Below are 23,984 nucleotides of genomic sequence, written 5' to 3' on the forward strand. Positions count from 1 at the left end.
CAATGTGTCTCAGGGATTGGGTTTCTTGAACACATAAAACAGGTTCGGCTCGCTGACCAGGTACAACGTACCCTCGTCATCCATGGCGATTCCTTCGGCCTGGGGCACCCGTTTTTTCAGGCCATGGCGCCCATTGAGCAGAGACAGGCTGCTCAATGGGCGACCGTCGATGTCCAGCTCCAGCACCAGGAACGACTCATCCGACAGCGCCAGCAAATGACCGCTGCGCTCGTCGTATTGCAGGCTCGACAGGTCGCGTACAAACAACCCGGCATCGCGCTTGGGGTTGTTGATCACGTGCACCGAGTAGGTTTTTTCCGGTTTGAAATGGGGAAAGCCGTGGACCTCGTAGATCAGCATCGGGTCGCGTTCCTTGGCCACGAACAGGCGCTTGCCCACCGAGTCATAGGCCAACCCCTCAAACCCCTTGTTGCCCCCGACATGCAGGCCCAGGGTCATCTGTTCCGCATCGGCGGCGTCGAGGAATTGGGTATCGTCGTCCACATGCACCTTGATCAGCCGCTGCTGGCGCTCGTCGGTGATGACATAGATGTTGTCGCTGATAAATTCCACCGCCTCGGCATCACCAAACCCCACCAACGGGATGCGTCGCAGGATCTTGCCCTCAAGGGACAGCTCGATCAGCTCGGCGTTTTTATTGGTGACGGTAAACAGGCTCTTTCGTACCGGATCATAGGTGAGGGCCGAGACATCGTCGTCGAGCCCTTCGATAACCTGGGCTTCAAGGGTCACTCGGTAATCCGCCAGGCCGATGGAGCGCTCGTCCGCCGGCTGACGCCAGGCCTGCCAGTTGAACCAGGCGCGCTCGAACAGGCGAAAATGCTGCGCAACAGCCCCGGCGCTGACCAGGGCGATCAACACCAGCATAAAAAGAATGGGTTTGGGGCGGGCAAATCGACGCATCGGGCGGTGCTCAAAGTCAAAAGTGGCGAATGAATATCACGCCTGTCTGAATTTAAACTTAAACGCGCCCCGGTGTCTGGCGAATGCCGCTAATAGAGAAATATCCGACGTGATTCGCCTGTTATTTCTGCTTTTCGAAACGATAGAACAGGTTTGGCTCACTGACCATATAGAGCGTGCCGTCCTCATCCATCGTTACCCCCTCCGCACGGGGGATGGTGTTCTTGAGGCCGTTGAAGCCACCGAGCAGGGTCATGAAGCTGACTTGTTCACCCTTCTCATCCAACTCCAGCAACAAGTGGGAGTCGGCCGATAACACCAGCAGATGGCCGGTGCGCGGGTCGATGGCCAGGGCCGAAAGGTTGCGCATGTCCAGCTCTTTGCTGGCCAGTTTCTGTTTATCGCCGACAAGGGTCTGGCTGCCGTCGCTTTTCCAGGTGAACAACGCCGGCGGCCGCTCTTCTCCCAGCACAAATTGCTGATTGCGCTTGTCCCAGGTAAGCCCCTCGAACGCTTTGTTCTGATCCTTGGACGGGCCCAGGTCATAGCTCGGGAAGTCGGCCTTGTTCAATTGCTGGGTGGCAGCGTCGATCTTGACGATGGTCAGGTTGTGCTGGCGTTCGTCGACCACGGCCATCAGGCCATTTTCCATCACAGTCACGCCTTCCGGGTTGTCCCAGCCATTGAGCGGCATCTTGCGCAATACATCGCCTTGCAGGCTCAGCTCGACAAGGAACGGGTTTTTACCCATGACGGAAAACAGGGTTTTGGTCTGCGGGTTATAGGAGACGTCCGAGGCTTCGTCTTTCTCCATGCCCGGCAAAACCTTGGCGTCGATGACAACGTGATAGTCAGGCAACCACACACTTTCGCTGCGCTCGGCGGGCGTTTCAAAGCCCTCCAACAGCCACAGCACGCCGCGATCGTCCCAATGCATGGCCCAGGAAATGCCGTACACGATGGCACCCGCCAGAAATAGCCAGGAATACCAGCGCAAGGCAAAGCGAGAGCGCGGCTTGGGTGTGGCGGAAGGCAGGGACACGGCCATTGGGTGCTTTTCCGGAAAGTCAGCGGTAGGTGATAGCACAGGATCAATGGACCCGCGCGCAGGAGGCTGAGGATTATCCGGATGGGGTGTGAAAAAAATGCAAAAGCCGATGCACGAGATGGATTCGGACCCAATGTGGAAGGGGGCAAGCCCTAATGCCAGTCAGTTAAGCGTACATCGCCTCCTGTAGGAGCGAGCTTGCTCGCGAAAAACGTCAACGATAACGCGTGCTTCCTGAATGAACGCGGCGCCTGTGAGTTTTTCGCGAGCAAGCTCGCTCCTACAAAAAGCCTTAACTGACTGGCATTAGGGCTTGCCCCCTTCCACATCAGGTGCTTATCGAACGCTGCTTTCGAAACGATTCACGCCGGTCAATTCCAACACCAGGTCATCACCCACATTCAATGGGCCCACGCCGGCCGGGGTGCCGGTGAGGATCACGTCGCCGGCCTGCAGCGAGAAGCAGCCGGCCATGTACTGGATCATCGGCACGATCGGGTTGAGCATGCTCGCGCTGTTGCCGTCCTGGCGCACTTCGCCATTGATGGTCAGGCGAATGCCAATATCGGTCACGTCCGCGAAGGTGCTGCCGACCACGAACGGCGCAATCACCGCCGCGCCGTCGAAGGACTTGGCGATTTCCCACGGCAGGCCCTTGGCTTTCAGCTCGGATTGCTTGTCGCGCAGGGTCAGATCCAGGGCCGGGGCGAAACCGGAGATGGCGTCCAGTACCTCTTCACGGCTGGGCTTGTTCGACAGCGGCTTGCCGATCAGCACCGCGATTTCCGCCTCGTAGTGCACCGAACCGCGCTCGGTCGGAATGCTGAAACCGCCTTCCAGCGGGACGACGCAACTGCCCGGCTTGATGAACAGCAACGGCTCGGTCGGCACCGGGTTGTCCAGTTCCTTGGCATGTTCGGCGTAGTTACGCCCAATACACACCACTTTACCGACAGGAAAGTGGATATTGGTGCCGTCGACATACTTGTGCTGGTAGCTCATGAAACGACTCCTTCGGGGGCGGTTAAACCGCGAAAATCTTGCCAGGGTTCATGATCCCGTTCGGGTCGAACACCGCCTTCACTGCTTTCATGTATTCGATCTCAACCGGCGAACGGCTGTAGGTCAGGTAATCACGCTTGGTCATGCCCACGCCGTGTTCGGCGGAGATCGAGCCGTTGTACTTCTGAACGGTTTCGAACACCCACTTGTTCACCGTGGCGCACTTGGCGAAGAACTCATCCTTGCTCAGGTTTTCCGGCTTGAGGATGTTCAGGTGCAGGTTGCCGTCGCCGATATGGCCGAACCAGACAATTTCGAAGTCCGGGTAGTGTTCGCCGACGATAGCGTCAATTTCCTTCAAGAACGCCGGAACTTTGGAGACTGTGACCGAAATATCGTTCTTGTACGGCGTCCAGTGGGAAATGGTCTCGGAGATGTACTCGCGCAGTTTCCACAGGTTATGCAACTGGGTTTCGCTCTGGCTCATCACGCCGTCCAGCACCCAGCCCTGCTCGACGCAGTGCTCGAAGGTTTCCAGGGCGTGGTTGGCGACTTCTTCGGTGGTGGCTTCGAATTCCAGCAGCGCGTAGAACGGGCACTCGGTTTCGAACGGCGCCGGCACATCGCCACGACCGAGGACTTTGGCCAAGGCCTTGTCGGAGAAGAACTCGAAGGCGGTCAGGTCCAGCTTGCCCTGGAAGGCGTGCAGCACCGGCATGATCGAGTCGAAATCGGTGGTGCCGAGCACCATCGCGGTGAGGTTTTTCGGCGCACGGTCCAGGCGCATGGTGGCTTCGACCACAAAGCCCAGGGTGCCTTCGGCGCCGATAAACAGTTGGCGCATGTCATAGCCGGTGGCGTTCTTGATCAGATCGCGGTTCAGCTCCAGCACATCACCCTTGCCGGTGACGACCTTCATGCCAGCCACCCAGTTGCGGGTCATACCGTAGCGAATGACCTTGATCCCGCCGGCATTGGTGCCGATATTGCCGCCAATCTGGCTGGAACCGGACGACGCGAAGTCCACCGGGTAGTACAGGCCTTTTTCTTCGGCGACGTTCTGCAATTGCTTGGTGACCACGCCCGGCTGGCACACGGCGGTGCGGTCGGTGAGGTTCACGTCGAGGATCTGGTTCATATAATCGAACGAGACGACCACTTCGCCATTGGCCGCCACGGCAGCAGCCGACAGGCCGGTACGACCACCGGATGGCACCAGCGCCACCTTGTGCGCATTGGCCCAACGGACGATGGCCTGCACTTGCTCGGTGGTCTTGGGGAACACGATGGCGGTGGGCGCGGGCGCGAAGTGCTTGGTCCAATCCTTGCCGTAAGCCTCCAGGGAGTCGGCGTCGGTCAGCACTTTGCCGGGCTCAACCAGGGTCTTTAGCTCATCAATCAGGGCAGGATGGGTCATCGACAGAACTCTCGAACAATTCATGGTCATCCTGAGAACGCTTCACGTCGCAGGAATAGGTGTTTAGCGGGGCGCGTATGCTAGCATACCGCCCCCGCAGGACAGAGCCCAAGGGCGTTTCTGCGGTGACGGCTTTCCTGCCGTCCGGGTCAGCTCTGTGCCCTGATTTACCAATACGTTTCTGTTTGACGAGTGGCTGTTGTCGTCAGGCAAGACGCCGCGACGACTCATAGCTGGCTATGGGGAGGAGCGGCAACGCAGCATGACGGCAACAGACGCCGTCAAACGGGAACAGTATTGGTGAATCAGGGCACATCCGGCTATTCGATTCCCTGCCATTTTTCTCCGGGATACAGGTTTACGCAGATGAGCAAGACTTCTCTCGATAAGAGCAAGATCAAGTTCCTTCTTTTGGAAGGCGTCCACCCATCGGCTGTCGACGTTCTGAAAGCTGCCGGGTACACCAGCATTGAGTACATCACCAGTTCTCTGCCGGAAGCCCAGCTCAAGGAAAAGATCGCCGATGCACACTTCATCGGCATTCGCTCCCGCACTCAACTGACCGAAGAGATCTTCGATCACGCCAAGAAACTCGTGGCAGTTGGCTGTTTCTGCATCGGCACCAACCAGGTCGACCTCAATGCAGCGCGCGAGCGCGGCATCGCAGTGTTCAATGCCCCGTACTCCAACACCCGTTCCGTCGCGGAGCTGGTGCTGGCCGAGGCCATCCTGCTGTTGCGCGGTATCCCTGAGAAGAACGCCTCCTGCCACCGTGGCGGCTGGATCAAGAGCGCGGCCAACTCCTTCGAAATCCGGGGCAAGAAGCTGGGTATCGTCGGTTACGGTTCGATCGGCACGCAACTGTCGGTACTGGCCGAAGGCCTGGGCATGCAGGTGTTCTTCTACGACACCCTGACCAAGCTGCCATTGGGCAACGCCACCCAGGTGTCGAGCCTGACCGAACTGCTGGGCATGTCCGACATCGTCACCCTGCACGTTCCGGAAACCGCTGAGACCCAGTGGATGATCGGCGAGAAGGAAATCCGCGCCATCAAGAAAGGCGGCATCCTGATCAACGCTGCACGGGGCACCGTGGTCGAGCTGGACGCCCTGGCCGACGCCATCAAGGACAAGCACCTGATCGGCGCCGCAATCGACGTGTTCCCGGTGGAGCCACGCTCCAACGACGACATCTTCGAAAGCCCGCTGCGTGGCCTGGACAACGTGATCCTGACCCCGCACATCGGTGGTTCCACTGCCGAAGCCCAAGCCAACATCGGCCTGGAAGTGTCGGAGAAACTGGTCAAGTACAGCGACAACGGTACCTCGGTATCGTCCGTCAACTTCCCGGAAGTGGCCCTGCCGGCTCACCCTGGCAAGCACCGCCTGCTGCACATCCACCAGAACATCCCTGGGGTGATGATGGAGATCAACAAGGTGTTCGCGGAAAACGGCATCAACATCTCCGGTCAGTTCCTGCAGACCAACGAGAAGGTCGGCTACGTGGTGATCGACGTCGACGCCGAGTACTCGGACCTGGCGCAAGAGAAGCTGCAGCACATCAACGGCACTATCCGTAGCCGCGTGTTGTTCTAACGCTGCACACGCTGCACAAAAAATGGGAGACCCGCAGGGGCCTCCCATTTTTTTGTCTGAACAAATCTTACTTGACGTTAACCGTGATCACTTTCGAGGCTACAGTGGGCTCGAATTGGCGATGCACGTTGTCGCCTGCGACCAGTTGCAGGGTGTGCTTGCCTGGAGCCAGGGTCAGTTCGGTTTCAGTCTGCGCCTTACCGAAGTGAATCGACGTGGCGGTGGCTGGGATGGCCTCATCAGCCTTCAGCGACTGTACATCCTGGTCTACCAGCAGATGATGGTGGCCGGCGTTTGGTACTTGCTTGTCGATCGGCTCAAGGTCCAGGCCCTTGACGCCGAATTTGACGGTGAAGGTTTTGTCGACGGTCGCGCCATCCTTGGGCGAGACGATAAACACCTCAGCCCCCTTGGGCGCGGGGGTACGCGGAACATCGGCGGCATTCGCCAACATCGAGGCACCCAGCAGCAGGCTGGCAATGGTTGCACGGGACAATAGGGCTTTCATTCTCTTCTCCAGTTTTTCCATGAAATCTGTAGGGTTCTGACAACTTCGCGACAAATTGCTGTCCAAGGCACTCACCACCATAGCAAAGCGATGCTGAACGGCGCCTCGCACATTCGAATTCTTTAGGAGTGACCATGCGCTTTTCGCCTGGCCTGTTACTGTTGCTGCCCCTTCTGAGCCCCCTGGCTCATGCCGAACTGATCGACGATGTAAACGATCGCGGCGAACTCCGCATCGCCCTTGAAGCCAACACACCACCGTACAATTTCAAGGAAGGCGACAAACTCACCGGCTTTGAAGTCGAGCTGGGTGAATTGCTGGCAAAGGAAATGGACGTGCGCCCCTCGTTTATCACCACCGACGATGCCGACATGCTGCCGGGGGTCTCAACCGGCAAATACGATGTGGCCATCAACCATGTCGCTATGACTGCCGAGCTTAAGGATCAGTTCGATTTCAGCGAGGCTTATCACGACAAGCCTGAACTGGCGATCCCGTTCCAGAAGGGCAACCCGGCCTTCAAGACCAGCCTGGACGGGGCGTTGAAGCGGGTGAAGGACGATGGCCGATTAAAGGCACTGTCCCAGAAGTGGTTCGAGGACCAGGCCCCTACAGGCGCGCCAACGCCAGTGCCGCCGCAGGCAACTCCAGCTCACTGAACACCTGCACGCCATGGCGCTTGAGCAGCGCCGCCGTGACACCTTCGCCACTGACCTTGACACCGGTGAAAGTGCCGTCATAAGTCAGCAGGTTGCCGCAGGACGGGCTATTGGCCTTGAGAATGGCGATGCGGATGTGATGGCGCTGCACCAACGCCAAGGCTTGCCGGGCGCCGTCGAGGAAGGCGGCGCTGAAGTCTTCGCCCTCGGCCGTCAACACTTGGGCGCGGCCTTCCCACACATCGATGCCCTGCCCACCTGGAATCTCGGCAGAGGGCCTGGGCGTCGGCAGACCGCCCGACACTTCCGGGCAGATCGCAACCACGCGCCCTTCAGCCTGCCACGCCGCCAGTTGATCGAACGGCCCGCTGGCCCCACCGTCGTAGCGCACCTTGTGGCCAAGCAGGCAGCGGCTGATCAGAATCTTTTGCATGGTTAGAACGGCTCGTTGCCGCGCCGACGAAACCAGCCGGTGAGAGACAGGCGCTCGCGCGTAGCCGGCATGACTTCGTGGGGCACTTCGCCCGACAGGAACACCACCAGGCATCCACCGCTGGGCACCACGTCGTATTCGACGCCGTCCTTGAGGTACATACGCAACTGGCCACCGTGCTCGGGCAACCAGGCGTCGTTCAAGTAGATCACCGCCGAAACCATGCGCCGATCATCGTCGCGGAACCGGTCCAGGTGCCTGAGGTAAAACGCGCCGGGGGGATACATCGCGAAGTGGCTTTCGAAATCCTCAAGGCCGAGGAACAAACCACGGTTCATCGCCAGGCGCAGCGTGTCCATCAACGCCATATAGCTGTCACAGACCGCCGCGTCGCCCTCCTCCAGCCACTGGATATGGTCGCCGCGAATACCCTCGCGAATCTCCTGGGCCGGCCCGCGCCCCACTGCCGCCGGGGCCAGTTCACCCTCGGCCGCACGTTTACGGCACTCAGCCGCCAGTTCCAGGGTCAGAGCCTGGGGCAGGAAGCCGTTCTGCTGCGACCAGCCTTTTTCGGCCAGGTCATCGACGATGCGTTGCAGCAGGGGGTGATCGAGGGGTATTTGCATGGCGCGCATAGTATCCATACGCCTGTGAATCCGACAGAGCCGCCGAGCGTCTGAATACACTTTAGTCAGCTGACTGATAGGACTTCTCGACAAATCCTACGCCCGACACGGACAATAGTGGCCGACTGACAGGAGTCCATATGCGTCGTTTGTTTTTTTCCTTGCTGATGTTCTGCGTTTTGCCCGCCTGGGCAGACGGCCATGACCAGTTGTACAAGGTCGCCGGCTGGGCCGAACAACGTGCGCATTTCAATGACGCCCTCAGTGCTGCCCAGCAACGCTACCGTAACAGCCTGCCGCCGGCGGTGTACCAGGCGCTGGTGGACAACAGCAACAAGCGCTTTGCCGCCCAGGCCATGGACCAGCGCGCCGAAGCCCAGTTACGCAAGCACCTGGCGGACCCTGCGCCGGCCCTGGCGTTTTTCCAATCGCCCCTGGGCCGCAAGGTCGTTGCGGCCGAGTTGCTGGCCACGCGCCGCGACCAGTTGGCAAAAAACGCCCAAGGCCTGCCGCACATCGAGGCTGACGCCACTCGCAGCCTGATCATCGGCCACCTGGCCCAGGCCTTGCCCGCCCGCGAAGCCGGGGCGGAAGTGAGCCTGGCGATCGCCGGCGTGGCCGCCGACAGCTTGAGTCAGATGATCCCCGGCCTGCTGGGTGGCGGCCAGGCCCAAGGCATGCTGAATGGCCAGCGTGAGCGGCTGATGCAACAGATTGGCAATGACCTGAACAACACTCTGCTCTACGTCTATCGGGATTTGTCCGACCCGGAGCTGGAAGAGTTCGCGACGTTTGCGGAGTCACCGGAAGGTAAGGCGTATTACCAGGCGGCGCTGGCGGCGATTCGCGCAGGTCTGGCAGTCGGCCAGAGCACTTCAAGCCTGACGCAGTAATAAAATGTGGGGGCTTGTCCCCTCCCACATTTGGACTGCGTTATTTCAGATGGTCTGTCAAATACCGGAAGTACTCTTCGCGAATCTGCGGAATCTCATTCGCCAAGTGATGCCGGCCGCGCGGCAGCATCAACACCTCGGGCTGGTCGAACTTGCCCCGTAGCACCTGCAAGTTGTGCTGCCAATCCACCGTCATGTCTTCCTCACCCTGCACAATCACCGGCCGCCGAGGGCTGCGCGGGGCGGCTTCGATGCGTTTGATCCAGCGCGCCAGGGCACCTACCCAGGCGGTGGGCAGTTGGCGGGGTTGCAGCGGGTCGGCTTCCAGGAACGGCTTGAACGCCGGGTCGTGAGTGTTCTCGCTGAAACGCCGGGCGATGCCTTTGACGAACGGGCGCAGCAGGTAATAGCTGACCTGTGACCATCCCCACGCACGCGGCCGCACCAGCGGTGAGAGCAGGAAGGTTTTGCCCTGGGCGGGGCTGTCGGCCCCCCGGTTGAGCAAGTGATCCACCACCACCGCGCCGCCGGTGCTTTGCCCGAACAAGTGCCAGGGCTGCGGCAATTGCAGCGCTTGGGCCTGGGCGAACAGTGCCTGCACCACATCCTGGTACACGGCAAAATCATCGATGCTGGCGCGCGCGCCACTGGATAAGCCATGGCCCGGCAAATCGCAGGCGATTACCACAAAGCCCTGGTCCAGGGCCCAGTCCACCACGTGGCGATACAGGCCCATATGGTCGTAGAAGCCGTGGAACATAAACATCGTCGCCACCGGCACGGGCGGCCACCACACCTGGGCGACCACCTCGAACCCAGCCACCTCGAAACGCCCCAGCCGACTCACTGTCGGCACTTTGCGTGCACTCAGGTCCAGTCCGTAGAAACGCTGGTAGACCCGTGCTTCGGCTGAAAGCGGTTGCGCATCCACCAGGGGCCGCAGGCTTTCGCGAAGGTGATCAGGGTCAAAGGTCACAGGCATAAAGGCTTCCAGACTTGCGGCGAAGATGAATATCGAGCTGCGATATTCATCTGTCAGGACAAGCATGGCAAGCTACGCGACCTGCGAGGATAGATCCGAATGCGACAGCCTTACCGTAACGCCCTGTTCGCCAGCCTGATCCTCATCATCTGCGCCGGTGTGCTGTGGGCGGCCTATGACTGGTTCCAGGGCCGCTACCTGCGCGCCTTCAGTGAACACACGGCGGTATTCTCCGGCGACCCCCTGCGCCTGCCCGCCGAACTCAGCGGCCCCGGGCCGATCCGCCTGGTGCACTTCTGGGACCCCGCTTGCCCGTGCAACGTCGGCAACCAGCAGCACCTGGGCGAGTTGATCGAGCAATACGCGCCCCAGGGCGTCGAGTTCTATGCCCTGCAAAAAGCCGGCAGCCACGGCCAGTTGCCCGATAACCTGCGCAAGATGAAAACCCTCACCGCCCTGCCCGGCGCCGGCGAGGTGCCGGCCAGCCCCGCCGTGGGCATCTGGGACCGAACCGGCAAGCTCGCGTATTTCGGGCCCTACAGCGAAGGGCTGACGTGTAATTCCAATAACAGTTTTATCGAGCCGATCCTGAAAGCCCTTGAAGCCGGCCGAGACGTGAACGCCACGCACACCCTGGCGGTGGGCTGCTATTGTTCGTGGTCGAAAGATGAGTAGCCCGCCACCCCACTCTTGGTAAGGAATGTTCATGAAGCGCGTCCTGCAGGTTCTTGCGGTTCTGCTGGTGCTGATCGCCCTCGGTGCGGGCTGGTACGTCTACAGCAAGCAACCCACCCGCCAGGGCACGGTTGAACTGGCCAACCTACAAGGCTCGGTCACCGTGCGCTACGACGACCGTGGCGTGCCGCATATTCGCGCCGAGAACGAGACCGACCTGTATCGCGCCCTGGGCTACGTGCATGCCCAGGACCGCCTGTTCCAGATGGAGATCATGCGCCGCCTGGCCCGTGGCGAACTGGCCGAGGTGCTCGGACCGAAGCTGCTGGAGACCGACAAGTTGTTCCGCAGCCTGCGCATTCGTGACCGCGCCGCCACCTACGTGGCCCAGCAGGACCATGAGTCGGCGCACTGGAAGGCCCTGCAAGCCTATCTGGACGGGATCAACCAGTATCAGGACAGCCACGCCCGCCCGATGGAGTTCGACGTACTGGGCATCCCCAGGCGCGCGTTTACCGCCGAGGACACCATCAGCGTCGCCGGGTACATGGCCTACAGCTTTGCCGCTGCGTTTCGTACCGAGCCCTTGCTGACTTACGTCCGCGACCAACTGGGCAGCGACTACCTGAACGTCTTCGACCTCGACTGGCAACCCAAGGGCGCCCTCAACCTGGCCGACAGTGACTGGAAAACCCTCGGCGCCCTCGCCGCCCTGAGCGAGCAGGCGTTGGCCGACAACGGCTTGCCGCAATTCGAGGGCAGCAACGCCTGGGCCATCAGTGGCAGTCGCACCAAGAGCGGCAAACCGCTGCTGGCGGGTGACCCGCATATTCGCTTCTCGGTGCCGTCGGTGTGGTACGAGGCGCAGCTGTCGGCGCCGGGCTTCGAGCTGTATGGCTATCACAACGCGCTGGTACCCGTGGCGTTCCTGGGGCACAACCTGGATTTCGGCTGGAGCCTGACCATGTTCCAGAACGACGACCTCGACCTGATCGCCGAAAAGGTCAACCCGGACAACGCCAACCAGGTCTGGTACCACGGCCAGTGGGTCGACATGACCCGCAGCGAGCAACAGATCGCCGTAAAAGGCCAGGCACCGGTCAGCCTCACCCTGCGCCAGTCACCCCACGGCCCGATCGTCAATGACGTGCTCGGCGACAACGGCGGCAAGACGCCGATTGCCATGTGGTGGGCGTTCCTCGACACCCAGAACCCGATCCTCGAAGGTTTCTACCAGCTCAACCGCGCCGACACGTTGGCCAAGGCCCGTACGGCGGCGTCCAAAGTGTCGGCACCGGGGCTGAATATCGTGTGGGCCAATGCCAGGGGCGATATCGGCTGGTGGGCGGCGGCACAGTTGCCGATTCGCCCGGCAGGTGCCAACCCAGGGTTTATCCTCGACGGCAGCACCGCCGAGGCCGACAAGCTGGGCTTCTACCCCTTCAGCGCCAACCCCCAGGAAGAAAACCCGGCGCGTGGCTATGTGGTCTCGGCCAATGCCCAGCCGGCGTCGCCCACCGGCATGGAAATCCCCGGCTATTACAACCTCGCCGACCGGGGCCAGCAGTTGAACGCGCAGTTGAGCGACAAGAGCGTGAAGTGGGATGTGACCAACAGCCAGGCCCTGCAACTGGGCACCACCACCGCCTTCGGCCCGCGCCTGCTGGCGCCGCTGTTGCCGGTGCTGCACGAGGTGGTCACAGACCCGGCGCAGTTGAAGCTGGTGGAACAGCTTGCCGGCTGGAAGGGTGACTACCCGCTGGATTCCACCAGCGCCACGCTGTTCAACCAGTTCCTGTTCAACCTCGCCGACGCGGCCTTCCACCCGAAGCTGGGTGACGGGATGTTCAAGACCCTACTCACCACCCGCGTGATCGACGCCGCCCTGCCCCGCCTGGCTGCCGACCCGGCCTCGCCCTGGTGGGACGGCAAGCGCGCCGACACCGTCAAGCGGGCCTGGGACAACAGCCTCGCGCACCTCAAGACCACCTTCGGCGATGACCCGACGCAATGGCAGTGGGGCAAGGCTCATACCCTGACCCACGGTCATCCGCTGGGCTCACAGAAACCCTTGGACCTGATCGTCAACGTCGGCCCGTTCCCGGCACCCGGCACCCACGAAGTGCCGAACAACCAGTCGGCCGTCATCGGCCCCGCGCCATGGCCAGTGACCTACGGCCCGTCCACTCGCCGCCTGATCGACTTTGCCGACGTGGCCCACGCCCTCACCATCAATCCGGTGGGGCAAAGCGGCGTGCCGTTCGACAAGCACTATGGCGACCAGGCCGAGACCTATATCGAAGGGGGTTATGAGCAGGCGCATTTCAGTGATGAGGAAGTCACGGCCAATACCCGCAGCACGCTGAAACTGCTGCCGGCGCGATAGCCCCTTGGAAATCGGTCAACCTGTGGAAGGGGCTTAGACCGGTGCCGCAAAATTGAGCCGGAACTGTTGCGGCGTCACGCCCAGCCGGCGATTGAACACGCTGCGCATGTGCTGGGCATCGCGAAACCCGCATTGGTAGGCCACGGTCTTCAGCGGCGCATGCGTGCTTTCGAGCATCACCCGCGCCGCATCCACCCGCGCCCGTTCGACAAACTCCGCTGGCGTAATCCTCGCCTCACGGGCAAACACCCGGGAGAAGTTGCGCGCGCTCATGTTGGCGGCCTTGGCCAGGTCGGCGATGGTCAGGTCGCCCGTCAGGTTCGCCAATACGTATAACTGCACCAGCGCCACCGCCGAGTTGGTTTCGGCGTGGGGCGTGAGGAACGGGCTGAACTGCGACTGCCCACCCGAGCGCTGGGTGAACACCACCAGGCGCTTGGCCACGCTCAACGCCACTTCCGGGCCGTGGTCCTGGGCCAGCAGGTACAGCGACAGGTCGATGCCTGCCGTGACGCCCGCCGAGGTGTAGAGATTGCCATCCTGTACGTAGAGGCGGTCGGCTTCGATCTGGGCCGAGGGGCACAGACGCGCCAGGTCGGCGGCGTCGTTCCAATGGGTGGTGACGGTTTTTCCGTCCAGCAATCCGGCGCGCGCCAGCATGAAGGCCCCGTTGCAGATTGAGCCAAACCGTCGCGCCCGGGCGGTGGCGCCACGCAGCCAATCATCGAACGGAGCGCCGAAGTCCTCGAAGGGTAACTGCGGGCCGCCCGCGACCAGCAGCAGGTCATAGGCCTGCAGGGCTTCGCTGTAATGATTATGGGCCTGGAGTGACAGGCCATTGGAAGCCGCCATCGTGCCGTGGCCTAAACCTATCACTTCCAACTGGTAATGATCTTCGGGCACCAGAAAGCGGTTGGCCTCGTAGAACACGTCCATGGGACCGGTCACATCCAGTGACTGGACGCCGGGGAAGATCAGGATCGCGACGGTCTTGTGCATGCTCACAGACACCTTTTTCTAGCGGAATAAAATGCAAACCCTGTGGGAGGGGGTTTGCTCCCGATGGCGCTGTATCAGTCAGCAGATGCAGTGCCTGGTACTCAGCAATCGGGAGCAAGCCCCCTCCCACACTGGGATTTTCGCAGGCTTCCAGAGTGATATCGCCCGCTACACCCTAGTCGATTTCTGCTTGGCACGATGTGTCGGCACATTGGCCGGGATCGCGCCCTCACCGCGATGTTCGCTGCACCGACCAGCGACCAAACTGACTGCTTTCCAGAGGAGAACCACCATGACCACCACCATCGCCGGTATCAAGATCCCGGACAGCGCCCTGGCCAAAGCCACCACCGACTACATCCGCGACATCGAATCCGACCTGCTCTACCACCACTCCCGCCGGGTGTTCCTGTTCGGCGCATTGAGCGGTGAGCGCAAGCAACTGGCCTACAACCCGGAGCTGCTCTACGTCGGCGCCATGTTCCATGACCTGGGCCTGGTGGCAGGCCATCGCAGTGATGACCAGCGCTTCGAAGTGGACGGCGCCAACGCCGCCGCGGCCTTCCTCAAGCCTTACGGGCTGAGCGACGACGATATCGAACAGGTGTGGCTGTCCATCGCCCTGCACACCACGCCGGGCGTGCCGCAACACCTGCGCCCGACCGTGGCACTGGTGACCGCCGGTGTGGAAATGGACGTGCTGGGCATGGACTACGCCGCGTTCAGCAGCGTGCAGCGCGAAGCCGTGGTGCATGCGCATCCACGCGGTGAAGGGTTCAAGGAGTGCATCATCTGCGCGTTTGCCGACGGCTTGCGCCATCGCCCGCAGACCACGTTCGGCAACGTGAAGACCGATGTGCTGGTGGATCAGGAACCGGGGTTCAAGCCAATGAATTTTGTCGAGGTGATTCGCAAGTCGCCGTGGTTGGCGTAGCGGAGTTGAAATGCGATCAAATGTGGGAAGGGCTTGCCCCCGATAGCTGAGTGTCAGTCACTGCATCTATTGACTGACCCACCGCCATCGGGAGCAAGCCCCCTCCCACATTTAGACCGGCGCTGGAGCCCGACGCTTGTCCGGCTGCTGCCAGCCATCGGCGGCGGCTTCTTCAATCGCCTGCTGGATGGCCTTCTTGCGCATCTCTTCGGCACGCCGGCTGAAGAACCACACCAGGAAGGTCACCAGCGACACTGCCAGCAGAATCAGGCTCGCCACGGCGTTGATCTCGGGTTTAACCCCCAGGCGTACCGCCGAGAACACTTCCATCGGTAAGGTGGTCGAACCCGGTCCCGAGACGAAGCTGGCCAGTACCAGGTCATCCAGGGACAGTGCGAACGACATCATGCCGCCCGCCGCCAGCGACGGCGCGATCATCGGGATGGTGATCAGGAAGAACACCTTCCACGGCCGTGCACCCAGGTCCATCGCCGCTTCTTCGATCGACAGGTCCAGCTCACGCAGGCGCGCCGATACCACCACCGCCACATAAGCGGCACAGAACGTGGTGTGGGCGATCCAGATGGTGACGATGCCACGCTCCTGGGGCCAGCCGATCATCTGCGCCATGGCCACGAACAGCAGCAGCAGCGACAGACCGGTGATCACTTCCGGCATCACCAACGGCGCGGTCACCAGGCCGCCGAACAGCGTGCGGCCCTTGAACTGGCTGATGCGCGTCAGCACAAACGCCGCCAACGTACCCAGCGCCACGGCGGCCACCGCCGTGTAGCAGGCGATTTCCAGGGAACGTGCCACCGAGCCCATCAACTGGGTGTTGTCCAGCAGGCCCACGTACCACTTGATCGACCAACCGCCCCACACCGTCACCAGCTTGGATTCGTTGAACGAGTAGATCACCAGGATCAGCATCGGCAGGTAGATGAACAACAACCCCGCCACCAGCATGAAGCTTGAGAAACTGACGCGCTTCATATCTTGCCCTCCATCTCTTTGGCTTGGCTGCGGTTAAACAGAATGATGGGCACGATCAGGATCGCCAGCATCACCACCGCCAGGGCAGACGCCACCGGCCAGTCACGGTTGTTGAAGAATTCTTGCCACAACACTTTACCGATCATCAGGGTTTCCGGGCCGCCGAGCAGTTCCGGGATCACGAACTCGCCCACCACCGGGATAAACACCAGCATGCAGCCGGCGATGATGCCGTTCTTGGACAGCGGCACGGTGATTTTCCAGAAGCTGTTGAAGGTGCTCGAACCCAGGTCCGATGCGGCTTCCAGCAGGCTCTGGTCATGCTTCACCAGGTTGGCGTACAGCGGCAGGATCATGAACGGCAGGTACGAATAGACCACGCCGATATACACCGCGATGTTGGTGTTGAGGATCTGCAGCGGTTCGTTGATCAGCCCCATGGACATCAGGAAGCCATTGAGCAGGCCGTTGTTGCTGAGGATGCCCATCCACGCATACACGCGGATCAGGATCGCGGTCCAGGTCGGCATCATGATCAGCAGCACCAGCACGGTCTGCATCTCTTTGCGCGCGGTGGCAATGGCATAGGCCATCGGATAGCCGATCAGCAGGCACAACAGTGTGCTGAAGAACGCCATCTTCAGCGAGCCCAGGTAAGCCGCGATGTACAGCTCATCACCTGCCAGCAAACTGTAGTTGGCCAGGTTCAGCACCACCTGCAGCTTCTGCTCGACGTAGGTGTAGATCTCGGTGTACGGCGGGATCGCCACGTCGGCTTCGGCGAAGCTGATTTTCAGGACGATGAAAAACGGCAGGGCGAAAAACAGGAACAGCCACAGGAACGGAATCCCGATGACCACCTGCTTGCCGCTGGGGACGATGCGGTGCAAGCGCCGCTTGAGCTTCTTCATGTTCATGTGCGCAGTACCACGCCGCTATCGTCTTCCCACCACACGTACACCTGGTCACCCCAGGTTGGGCGCTGGCCACGGCGTTCGGCGTTGGCGACGAAGGACTGCACCAGCTTGCCGCTTGGCAGCTCGACGTAGAACACCGAGTGGCCGCCCAGGTAGGCGATGTCGTGCACCTTGCCGCTGGACCAGTTGTGTTCGCAGGTCGGCATTTCGGTGGTGACCAGCAGTTTTTCCGGGCGGATGGCGTAGGTCACCGACTTGTCTTCCACCGAGGTGGCGATGCCGTAGCCCACGTAGATGTCACGGTCCAGGTCCGGGCACTTGAGCACCGCGTGACCTTCGGCGTCATCCACCACCTGGGTGTCGAAGATGTTGACGTTACCGATGAATTCGCACACCAGGCGGCTGGTCGGCGTCTCGTAGATGTCGATCGGGCTGCCGATCTGGGCGATCCAGCCCAGGTGCATGATCGCGATGCGCTCGGCCATGGTCATGGCCTCTTCCTGGTCGTGCGTCACCATCACGCAGGTCACGCCGACGCGCTCGATGATCTCCACCAGTTCCAGTTGCATCTGCGAACGCAGCTTCTTGTCGAGGGCGCCCATGGGCTCATCGAGCAGCAGCAGTTTCGGGCGCTTGGCCAGGGAGCGGGCCAGCGCCACCCGCTGACGCTGGCCACCGGACAACTGGTGCGGCTTGCGCTTGGCGTACTGGCTCATCTGGACCAGCTTGAGCATTTCGGCCACGCGGGCATCGACTTCGGCCTTGGGGATCTTGTCCTGTTGCAGGCCGAACGCAATGTTCTGCGCCACGGTCATGTGTGGGAACAAGGCGTAGGACTGGAACATCATGTTGATCGGCCGCTCGTAGGGCGGCATATCGGTGATGTCCACGCCGTCGAGGTAAATCCGACCTTCTGTCGGGCGCTCGAAGCCTGCGAGCATGCGCAGCAGGGTGGACTTGCCCGAACCCGAACCGCCGAGCAAGGCGAAGATCTCGCCTTTCTTGATTTCCAGGGACACATCGTCCACGGCAATCGTCTCGTCGAACTTCTTCGTGACCCGGTCGATTTTGACCAGCACCTTTTTCGGTGTCTGGTCGCCCTCGAGGGCTTTCTTATAGGCGCCGGAGGCAACTGCCATTTACGAAACTCCCAAAAAAAAGAGTGCAGTTCGCCCGAGGCGGGCGAACCTTGGATAGTTTGAGCCTTACTTGCCCGTCTTGACCTTGGTCCAACTACGGGTCATTAAACGTTGCACTTTCGGGGGTAGCTCGAAGTTGACGAATGTCCGGTCGAGAACCGCCTGCGGTGGGTAAACCGCTTCGTCGGTGCGTATCGATTGCTCCATCAGTTTGTCCGCCCCTGGGTTAGGGTTGGCGTAACCGACGGTGTCACTGACCTGGGCGATCACCTCAGATTGCAGTAAATAGTTGATGAAGGCGTGGGCTTCCTTGATGTTGGTGGCGTCCTTGGGAATCGCCAGCACGTCAAACCACAGGTTGCCGCCTTCCTTCGGAATTGCGTAGGCGATGTTCACGCCTTTGCCCGCTTCGCTTGCGCGAGCCTTGGCCTGGAACACGTCGCCGGAGAACCCGGCGGCCACGCAGATGTTGCCGTTGGCCAGGTCCGAGATGTATTTGGAAGAATGGAAATAGGTCACGTAGGGCCGCACTTTGAGCAGCTTTTCCTCGGCCTTCTTGTAGTCTTCAGGGTTGGTGCTGTTAGGGTCCAGGCCCATGTAGTTGAGCACCGCCGGCAGCATTTCATCCGCCGAGTCCATGAACGACACACCACAGGTGGCCAGCTTCTTCATGTTTTCCGGTTCGAACAGCACGGCCCAGGAGTCGATCTTGTCGACACCCAGCACTTCCTTCACTTTGTCGACGTTGTAACCGATGCCGTTGGTACCCCACAGGTACGGCACGGCGTACTGGTTACCCGGGTCGTTCTTCTCCAGGCGCTTGAGCAGCACAGGGTCCAGGTTGGCGTAATGAGTCAGCAGCGACTTATCGAGTTTCTGGAACGCCCCGGCCTTGATCTGCTTGCCAAGGAAGTGGTTGGACGGCACTACCACATCATAGCCGGTACGCCCGGCCAGTAACTTGCCTTCCAGGGTTTCGTTGGAATCAAACACGTCATACACGGGTTTGATGCCGGTGGCCTTTTCGAAGTTGGCCAGGGTGTCGGGACCGATGTAATCCGACCAGTTATAAATATGCACGGTCGGTGCGGCCTGCACGCTGACAGCCAGCGTGAGACCTGCACCTACCAGCAAGGCTTGGCGAAACAAAGAAATTGGCAAGTGGAGGTCCTCTTAAATAGTTGGGCCCAAAGTTGTTGCCCGGCAACAAAACCGGCGCGCAACTTACCCTCGATAAACCGATCCGGCAAAACTTTCTGTCATTTATTTGTTTCATTAACCACCGCGGGGCGCGCGGTGGTTAATGAAGGCCGGTTTATTTACCGGATTTGATCTTGGTCCAGCTGCGTGTCATTTCACGCTGGGTGGCAGCCGGCAAGTCCGCAATGGCGTAGAGCTTGGCTTGCACATCCGCTGGCGGGTAGATGCCCGGGTCATTGGTGATGTCTTTGTCGACCAGTGCGGTGGCCTTCTCGTTACCGTTCGGGAAACGCACGCTGTTGGTGATCGAAGCCATGACTTCCGGCTTGAGCAGGTAGTTCATGAACTTATAAGCGGCGTCGACGTTTTCGGCATCTTTAGGGATGGCGACCATGTCGAAGAAGCTACCGGCACCTTCTTTCGGAATGTCGTAGGCCACCTTGACCTTGCCACCGGCTTCAGCCGCACGGGACTTGGCCTGCTGGATGTCACCCGAGTAACCCACGGCTACGCAGATGTTGCCGTTGGCCAGGTCGGAGATGTACTTGGACGAGTGGAAGTAGCCAATCGAAGGACGGATTTTCAGGAACAGGTCTTCGGCTTGCTTGAGGTCGGCCTTCTTCTGGCTGTCGGTTGGCAGGCCCAGGTAATGCAGCGCGATCGGCAGCATTTCGGTCGGCGAGTCGAGGAAGCTCACGCCGCAGCTTTTGAGCTTGGCGATGTTTTCAGGCTTGAGCAGCACGTCCCACGAATCGATCTTGTCCACGCCCAGCGCGGCCTTGACCTTGTCCGGGTTGTAGCCGATGCCGATCGAACCCCACATGTACGGGAAAGCGTGCTTGTTGTCCGGGTCGCTGACCGACACGGCTTTAAGCAGGGAGGTGTTCAGGTTGCCATAGTTGGACAGCTTGGACTTGTCCAGCTCCTGGTAGACACCGGCCTTGATCTGCTTGGCGAGGAAGTTGTTCGACGGTACGACGATGTCGTAGCCGGACTTGCCTGCCAGCAACTTGGCTTCGAGTGTCTCGTTGCTGTCAAAAACGTCGTACACCACTTTAATGCCCGACTCTTTTTCAAAGTTGGCGATGGTGTCCGGTGCAATGTAGTCGGACCAGTTGTAGACGTGCAGCACTTTATCGTCGGCCTGGACCGCGCCCGCCATTGCGCCCATCAGGGACAAGGCGAGGAGGGTCTTGCCAGCGTTCTTCAAACCTAATGCCTTCATTTGGTGATGCTCCAATTTTTCTTTTTTGGGCCACGTTCTTTTATGTTCAGCGACCCTTCCAGAGGGCAGCAAAACAGGGCGACAGTCTGGCAAGTTCAGGGGCCGGCTTTCAACCAAAGCCCCTGCATTTATAACTGCCCGGTGCGCTGCGCACTGAGCCTAGCACTTAGCCCTGCAATGCCGCCAAAGTCAGGTCCAGGCAATGACGAGCCTTGGTCACCAGCTCGTCGATTTCAGCCTTGCTGATCACCAGAGGCGGCGAAATGATCATGGTGTCGCCCACGGCGCGCATGATCAGGCCATTCTCGAAGCAGAAGGTTCGGCAGATCATGCCGACACCACGGCCCTCGTAACGCTTGCGCGTCGCCTTGTCCTGAACCAGCTCAATTGCACCGAGCATGCCGACACCGCGCACCTCACCCACCAACGGGTGATCCGCCAGCTCCCGCAGACGTTTCTGCAAATACGGTGCCGTTTCGTCGTGGACGCGGTTAACAATTGTTTCATCGCGCATGATGCGGATGTTTTCCAGGGCCACGGCCGCGGCCACCGGGTGACCGGAGTAGGTGAAACCGTGGTTGAAATCACCGCCTTCGTTGAGCACGGCCACCACGTCGTCGCGCACGATCAGGCCACCCATGGGGATGTAGCCCGAGGTCAGGCCCTTGGCGATGGTCATCATGTGGGGCTTGAGGTCGTAGAAATCGCTACCGAACCACTCACCGGTACGGCCGAAACCGCAAATCACTTCGTCGGCCACAAACAGGATGTCGTACTTGGCGAGGATTTCCTTGATGCGCGGCCAGTAGCTGTCCGGCGGCACGATCACGCCACCGGCGCCCTGGATCGGCTCGGCAATAAAGGCACCGACGTTGTCCACGCCCAGCTCGAGGATCTTCTCTTCCAGTTGGTTGGCGGCCCAGACCCCGAACTCTTCGGGGCTCATGTCGCCGCCTTCGCCGAACCAGTACGGCTGGGCGATATGGACGATGCCCGGGATCGGCAAGTCGCCCTGTTCATGCATATAGGTCATGCCGCCCAGGCTGGCACCAGCCACGGTGGAGCCGTGGTAGCCATTCTTGCGGCTGATGATGGTTTTCTTGTTCGGCTGGCCCTTGATCGCCCAATAGTGGCGGACCATGCGCAACATAGTGTCGTTGCCTTCGGAGCCGGAGCCGGTGAAGAACACGTGGTTCATGCCGGCAGGCGCGATGTCGGAAATCGCCTTGGCCAGCTCCAGCACCGGCGGGTGAGCGGTCTGGAAGAACAGGTTGTAGTACGGCAGTTCTTTCATTTGCCTGGCGGCGGCGTCGGCCAGTTCATCGCGACCGTAACCGATCGCCACGCACCACAGGCCGGCCATGCCGTCGAGGATCTTGTTGCCTTCGCTGTCCCACAAGTACACGCCGTGGGCTTTGGTGATGATCCGTGGGCCTTTCTCTTTCAATTGCTTGAAGTCGCTGAACGGCGCCAGGTGGTGATCACTGCTCAAGGCTTGCCATTCGCGGGTTTGCGGGTTGTTGCTGGACATACCAATCTCCTAGACTTTTCAGTGAGGGGCGCGCCGTGTGACGGGCGCGCCCGGCGCATCAGACGGCGAAGAGCAGGAATTCCCGCTCCCACGAACTGATCACGCGCTTGAAGTTTTCATGCTCGGCCCGCTTGACCGCGACATACCCTGTGATGAATTTCTGACCCAGGTATTTTTCGATGGTCTTGCTGTTTTCCATGCGTTCCAGGGCGTCTTCGATGGTCAACGGCAGGCGCAGGTTGCGGCGCTCGTAACCACGACCCACTACCGGGGCGCTGGGGTTATGGCCTTCGACCATGCCGATGTAGCCACACAGCAGGCTGGCGGCAATCGCCAAGTACGGGTTGGCGTCGGCGCCCGGCAGGCGGTTTTCCACGCGACGGTTCTGCGGGCCGGCATCCGGTACGCGCAGGCCGACGGTGCGGTTTTCTTCGCCCCACTCCACGTTCACCGGCGCCGAGGTGTCCGGCAGGAAGCGACGGAACGAGTTCACGTTGGGGGCAAACAGCGGCAGCAACTCAGGGATGAACTTCTGCAGGCCGCCAATGTGGTTGAGGAACAGCTGGCTCATGGTCCCGTCTTCATTGGAGAAGACGTTCTTGCCGGTGGCGATGTCGATGATGCTCTGGTGCAGGTGCATGGCGCTGCCGGGCTCGCCGGTCATCGGCTTGGCCATGAAGGTGGCCGCCACGTCGTGCTTGAGCGCGGCTTCACGCATGGTGCGCTTGAATACCAGGATCTGGTCGGCCAGGGACAGGGCATCGCCGTGACGGAAGTTGATTTCCATCTGCGCCGTGCCGTCTTCATGGATCAGGGTGTCGAGGTCCAGCTCCTGCAGCTCGCACCAGTCGTAGACGTCTTCGAACAGCGGGTCGAATTCGTTGGCGGCTTCTATAGAGAAGGATTGGCGGCCGGTCTCCGGGCGCCCGGACCGACCGATCGGCGGTTGCAGCGGGAAGTCCGGGTCTTCGCAGCGTTTGGTCAGGTAGAACTCCATCTCCGGCGCCACGATGGGCTGCCAGCCTTTGTCGGCATAGAGCTTGAGGACTTTCTTGAGCACGTTGCGCGGCGACAGCTCGATCGGGTTGCCTTGCTTGTCGTAGGTGTCGTGGATCACCTGGGCGGTCGGCTCGATGGCCCAGGGCACCAGGAACACCGCGTTCTGGTCGGGGCGGCAGATCATGTCGATGTCTGCCGGGTCGAGCAATTCGTAATAGATGTCGTCTTCGACATAGTCGCCGGTCACGGTCTGCAACAGAACGCTCTCGGGCAGGCGCATGCCTTTTTCGGCGATGAACTTGTTGGTCGGCGAGATCTTGCCCCGGGTGATACCGGTCAGGTCGCCAATCATGCATTCGACTTCTGTGATCTTGTGGTCTTTCAACCAATCGGTGAGCTGGTCGAGGTTGTTACTCATAAATGCCTCTGGGCTGGGTTTCCTGGCATCCATTAAAGGCCAGGCGTTGGTTGACGCAGCATCCGCGTCGTTTTTTCGTTCAGGGTAGGAGCTTACCTGCCATTTGCTGCAGCGTTGCATTCCTCAAGCCAAAGTCGTGCAGAATCATGAGCGGTCGCGCGGATGGCAGCCGGTCAGTGGCAGTCGAGGAGGCAAAAAAGAGAGCGGATGGGCCGTCAAGAATATTGGCCGGTGCGTGGGCATTCACGCGGGACGAACGGACTGCGGACAAAGCCTGGCTGAAGCAGGCTGAGACGCCAATTGGCGGCAGGCGAGACATGAAGCACCCCGGTATTATTGCTGTTATGGGTTTGAATCGAGCTTAGCCTTGTTCATTTTTTTACACAACACCCCCGTAAAAAATACAACACGGCCCGCTCAAGCCTGCGAGTCCCAAGCCGGTCAAACCGAAAAAACCGCCCCAAAAAGCCCCAAAAG

At 60.5% G+C, this 23,984-nt stretch carries 22 protein-coding genes; 6 read left to right on the forward strand and 16 right to left on the reverse strand.

Annotated features, from left to right (window positions below):
• Nucleotides 1–9: 9 nt before the first annotated feature.
• The 4 genes from BLW22_RS28345 to BLW22_RS28360 form a co-directional block, all read right to left on the reverse strand.
• Nucleotides 10–924, reverse strand: coding sequence for an SdiA-regulated domain-containing protein (locus tag BLW22_RS28345; RefSeq protein ID WP_027608420.1), 915 nt, complete (start codon nt 922–924; stop codon nt 10–12).
• A 121-nt stretch (nt 925–1,045) separates the two neighbouring features.
• A complete protein-coding gene (locus BLW22_RS28350; protein WP_065938078.1) occupies nt 1,046–1,972 on the reverse strand; it encodes an SdiA-regulated domain-containing protein in 927 nt (308 codons plus the stop codon).
• Between the two features lie 336 nt (nt 1,973–2,308).
• Complete coding sequence (locus BLW22_RS28355; protein WP_027608418.1) at nt 2,309–2,974, reverse strand: fumarylacetoacetate hydrolase family protein; 666 nt, start codon at nt 2,972–2,974, stop codon at nt 2,309–2,311.
• A gap of 22 nt (nt 2,975–2,996) precedes the next feature.
• On the reverse strand, nt 2,997–4,391 hold the full coding sequence (locus tag BLW22_RS28360) for an FAD-binding oxidoreductase (protein ID WP_065948776.1): 1,395 nt from the start codon (nt 4,389–4,391) through the stop codon (nt 2,997–2,999).
• A gap of 366 nt (nt 4,392–4,757) precedes the next feature.
• Here BLW22_RS28360 and serA point away from each other — a divergent pair, with 366 nt between their 5' ends.
• A complete protein-coding gene (gene serA / locus BLW22_RS28370; protein ID WP_003176761.1) occupies nt 4,758–5,987 on the forward strand; it encodes a phosphoglycerate dehydrogenase in 1,230 nt (409 codons plus the stop codon).
• A gap of 67 nt (nt 5,988–6,054) precedes the next feature.
• Here serA and BLW22_RS28375 read toward each other — a convergent pair whose 3' ends face one another.
• Nucleotides 6,055–6,495 (reverse strand): DUF4399 domain-containing protein, encoded by a 441-nt coding sequence (locus BLW22_RS28375; protein ID WP_027608415.1) that lies wholly within the window; start codon nt 6,493–6,495, stop codon nt 6,055–6,057.
• 134 nt (nt 6,496–6,629) lie between these two features.
• On the opposite strand from BLW22_RS28375, the gene BLW22_RS28380 reads away from it, so the two are divergent.
• Entirely contained in the window at nt 6,630–7,154 is a 525-nt protein-coding gene (locus BLW22_RS28380) for a transporter substrate-binding domain-containing protein (RefSeq protein WP_051429424.1), read from the forward strand.
• On the opposite strand, the gene BLW22_RS28385 is transcribed toward BLW22_RS28380, so the two are convergent.
• The gene (locus BLW22_RS28385) at nt 7,105–7,587 is read right to left on the reverse strand and encodes a 2-thiouracil desulfurase family protein (protein ID WP_027608414.1); all 483 of its coding nucleotides are present in this window, start codon (nt 7,585–7,587) and stop codon (nt 7,105–7,107) included. The two genes, BLW22_RS28380 and BLW22_RS28385, sit on opposite strands and share 50 nt — an antisense overlap.
• A 2-nt stretch (nt 7,588–7,589) precedes the next feature.
• Entirely contained in the window at nt 7,590–8,222 is a 633-nt protein-coding gene (locus BLW22_RS28390) for a 2OG-Fe(II) oxygenase (protein WP_065924356.1), read from the reverse strand.
• Nucleotides 8,223–8,353: 131 nt separating this feature from the next.
• On the opposite strand from BLW22_RS28390, the gene BLW22_RS28395 reads away from it, so the two are divergent.
• Nucleotides 8,354–9,106, forward strand: coding sequence for a DUF2059 domain-containing protein (locus BLW22_RS28395; RefSeq protein WP_027608412.1), 753 nt, complete (start codon nt 8,354–8,356; stop codon nt 9,104–9,106).
• A 40-nt stretch (nt 9,107–9,146) separates the two neighbouring features.
• On the opposite strand, the gene bipL is transcribed toward BLW22_RS28395, so the two are convergent.
• Nucleotides 9,147–10,088, reverse strand: a complete 942-nt coding sequence (gene bipL, locus BLW22_RS28400) for a phospholipase BipL (RefSeq protein ID WP_074847902.1) — start codon at nt 10,086–10,088, stop codon at nt 9,147–9,149.
• A 99-nt stretch (nt 10,089–10,187) separates the two neighbouring features.
• Between bipL and BLW22_RS28405 the strand changes: the two genes are divergently transcribed.
• Together BLW22_RS28405 and BLW22_RS28410 are read left to right on the forward strand one after the other, a co-directional pair.
• The gene (locus BLW22_RS28405) at nt 10,188–10,763 is read left to right on the forward strand and encodes a DUF6436 domain-containing protein (RefSeq protein WP_074847904.1); all 576 of its coding nucleotides are present in this window, start codon (nt 10,188–10,190) and stop codon (nt 10,761–10,763) included.
• A 31-nt stretch (nt 10,764–10,794) separates the two neighbouring features.
• Entirely contained in the window at nt 10,795–13,149 is a 2,355-nt protein-coding gene (locus BLW22_RS28410) for a penicillin acylase family protein (protein WP_074847906.1), read from the forward strand.
• Between the two features lie 33 nt (nt 13,150–13,182).
• Here BLW22_RS28410 and BLW22_RS28415 read toward each other — a convergent pair whose 3' ends face one another.
• On the reverse strand, nt 13,183–14,148 hold the full coding sequence (locus BLW22_RS28415; RefSeq protein ID WP_065924360.1) for a GlxA family transcriptional regulator: 966 nt from the start codon (nt 14,146–14,148) through the stop codon (nt 13,183–13,185).
• A gap of 292 nt (nt 14,149–14,440) precedes the next feature.
• Here BLW22_RS28415 and BLW22_RS28420 point away from each other — a divergent pair, with 292 nt between their 5' ends.
• Nucleotides 14,441–15,082, forward strand: coding sequence for an HD domain-containing protein (locus tag BLW22_RS28420; RefSeq protein ID WP_065924361.1), 642 nt, complete (start codon nt 14,441–14,443; stop codon nt 15,080–15,082).
• Between the two features lie 111 nt (nt 15,083–15,193).
• On the opposite strand, the gene BLW22_RS28425 is transcribed toward BLW22_RS28420, so the two are convergent.
• The 7 genes from BLW22_RS28425 to BLW22_RS28455 form a co-directional block, all read right to left on the reverse strand.
• The gene (locus BLW22_RS28425; RefSeq protein WP_015886412.1) at nt 15,194–16,078 is read right to left on the reverse strand and encodes an ABC transporter permease subunit; all 885 of its coding nucleotides are present in this window, start codon (nt 16,076–16,078) and stop codon (nt 15,194–15,196) included.
• Nucleotides 16,075–16,995, reverse strand: coding sequence for an ABC transporter permease subunit (locus BLW22_RS28430; RefSeq protein WP_027608406.1), 921 nt, complete (start codon nt 16,993–16,995; stop codon nt 16,075–16,077). The genes BLW22_RS28425 and BLW22_RS28430 overlap by 4 nt, the downstream gene beginning before the upstream one ends.
• On the reverse strand, nt 16,992–18,134 hold the full coding sequence (locus BLW22_RS28435; RefSeq protein WP_027608405.1) for an ABC transporter ATP-binding protein: 1,143 nt from the start codon (nt 18,132–18,134) through the stop codon (nt 16,992–16,994). The genes BLW22_RS28430 and BLW22_RS28435 overlap by 4 nt, the downstream gene beginning before the upstream one ends.
• 66 nt (nt 18,135–18,200) lie before the next feature.
• Nucleotides 18,201–19,295 carry a polyamine ABC transporter substrate-binding protein gene (locus BLW22_RS28440; protein WP_027608404.1) on the reverse strand — a complete coding sequence of 365 codons (1,095 nt, stop codon included), beginning with the start codon at nt 19,293–19,295 and terminating at the stop codon, nt 18,201–18,203.
• 154 nt (nt 19,296–19,449) lie between these two features.
• Nucleotides 19,450–20,544 (reverse strand): polyamine ABC transporter substrate-binding protein, encoded by a 1,095-nt coding sequence (locus BLW22_RS28445; protein WP_065924369.1) that lies wholly within the window; start codon nt 20,542–20,544, stop codon nt 19,450–19,452.
• Between the two features lie 181 nt (nt 20,545–20,725).
• Nucleotides 20,726–22,090 (reverse strand): aspartate aminotransferase family protein, encoded by a 1,365-nt coding sequence (locus tag BLW22_RS28450; protein ID WP_065924362.1) that lies wholly within the window; start codon nt 22,088–22,090, stop codon nt 20,726–20,728.
• Nucleotides 22,091–22,148: 58 nt separating this feature from the next.
• A complete protein-coding gene (locus tag BLW22_RS28455) occupies nt 22,149–23,507 on the reverse strand; it encodes a glutamine synthetase family protein (RefSeq protein WP_003176780.1) in 1,359 nt (452 codons plus the stop codon).
• Nucleotides 23,508–23,984 lie beyond the last annotated feature (477 nt).

The organism is Pseudomonas marginalis (assembly GCF_900105325.1).
GTDB classification, from domain to species: Bacteria; Pseudomonadota; Gammaproteobacteria; order Pseudomonadales; family Pseudomonadaceae; genus Aquipseudomonas; species Aquipseudomonas marginalis.

What these genes read in the sequence shown, in the direction of transcription:
- BLW22_RS28420 (WP_065924361.1), top strand. Translation starts at nt 14,441, where the DNA reads ATGACCACCACCATCGCCGGTATCAAGATCCCGGACAGCGCCCTGGCC.
- BLW22_RS28455 (WP_003176780.1), bottom strand. Translation starts at nt 23,507, where the DNA reads ATGAGTAACAACCTCGACCAGCTCACCGATTGGTTGAAAGACCACAAG.
- BLW22_RS28395 (WP_027608412.1), top strand. Translation starts at nt 8,354, where the DNA reads ATGCGTCGTTTGTTTTTTTCCTTGCTGATGTTCTGCGTTTTGCCCGCC.
- BLW22_RS28405 (WP_074847904.1), top strand. Translation starts at nt 10,188, where the DNA reads ATGCGACAGCCTTACCGTAACGCCCTGTTCGCCAGCCTGATCCTCATC.
- BLW22_RS28450 (WP_065924362.1), bottom strand. Translation starts at nt 22,090, where the DNA reads ATGTCCAGCAACAACCCGCAAACCCGCGAATGGCAAGCCTTGAGCAGT.
- BLW22_RS28410 (WP_074847906.1), top strand. Translation starts at nt 10,795, where the DNA reads ATGAAGCGCGTCCTGCAGGTTCTTGCGGTTCTGCTGGTGCTGATCGCC.
- BLW22_RS28390 (WP_065924356.1), bottom strand. Translation starts at nt 8,222, where the DNA reads ATGCGCGCCATGCAAATACCCCTCGATCACCCCCTGCTGCAACGCATC.
- BLW22_RS28375 (WP_027608415.1), bottom strand. Translation starts at nt 6,495, where the DNA reads ATGAAAGCCCTATTGTCCCGTGCAACCATTGCCAGCCTGCTGCTGGGT.
- BLW22_RS28355 (WP_027608418.1), bottom strand. Translation starts at nt 2,974, where the DNA reads ATGAGCTACCAGCACAAGTATGTCGACGGCACCAATATCCACTTTCCT.
- serA (WP_003176761.1), top strand. Translation starts at nt 4,758, where the DNA reads ATGAGCAAGACTTCTCTCGATAAGAGCAAGATCAAGTTCCTTCTTTTG.
- BLW22_RS28430 (WP_027608406.1), bottom strand. Translation starts at nt 16,995, where the DNA reads ATGAACATGAAGAAGCTCAAGCGGCGCTTGCACCGCATCGTCCCCAGC.
- bipL (WP_074847902.1), bottom strand. Translation starts at nt 10,088, where the DNA reads ATGCCTGTGACCTTTGACCCTGATCACCTTCGCGAAAGCCTGCGGCCC.
- BLW22_RS28380 (WP_051429424.1), top strand. Translation starts at nt 6,630, where the DNA reads ATGCGCTTTTCGCCTGGCCTGTTACTGTTGCTGCCCCTTCTGAGCCCC.
- BLW22_RS28345 (WP_027608420.1), bottom strand. Translation starts at nt 924, where the DNA reads ATGCGTCGATTTGCCCGCCCCAAACCCATTCTTTTTATGCTGGTGTTG.
- BLW22_RS28385 (WP_027608414.1), bottom strand. Translation starts at nt 7,587, where the DNA reads ATGCAAAAGATTCTGATCAGCCGCTGCCTGCTTGGCCACAAGGTGCGC.
- BLW22_RS28425 (WP_015886412.1), bottom strand. Translation starts at nt 16,078, where the DNA reads ATGAAGCGCGTCAGTTTCTCAAGCTTCATGCTGGTGGCGGGGTTGTTG.
- BLW22_RS28350 (WP_065938078.1), bottom strand. Translation starts at nt 1,972, where the DNA reads ATGGCCGTGTCCCTGCCTTCCGCCACACCCAAGCCGCGCTCTCGCTTT.
- BLW22_RS28360 (WP_065948776.1), bottom strand. Translation starts at nt 4,391, where the DNA reads ATGACCCATCCTGCCCTGATTGATGAGCTAAAGACCCTGGTTGAGCCC.
- BLW22_RS28415 (WP_065924360.1), bottom strand. Translation starts at nt 14,148, where the DNA reads ATGCACAAGACCGTCGCGATCCTGATCTTCCCCGGCGTCCAGTCACTG.
- BLW22_RS28435 (WP_027608405.1), bottom strand. Translation starts at nt 18,134, where the DNA reads ATGGCAGTTGCCTCCGGCGCCTATAAGAAAGCCCTCGAGGGCGACCAG.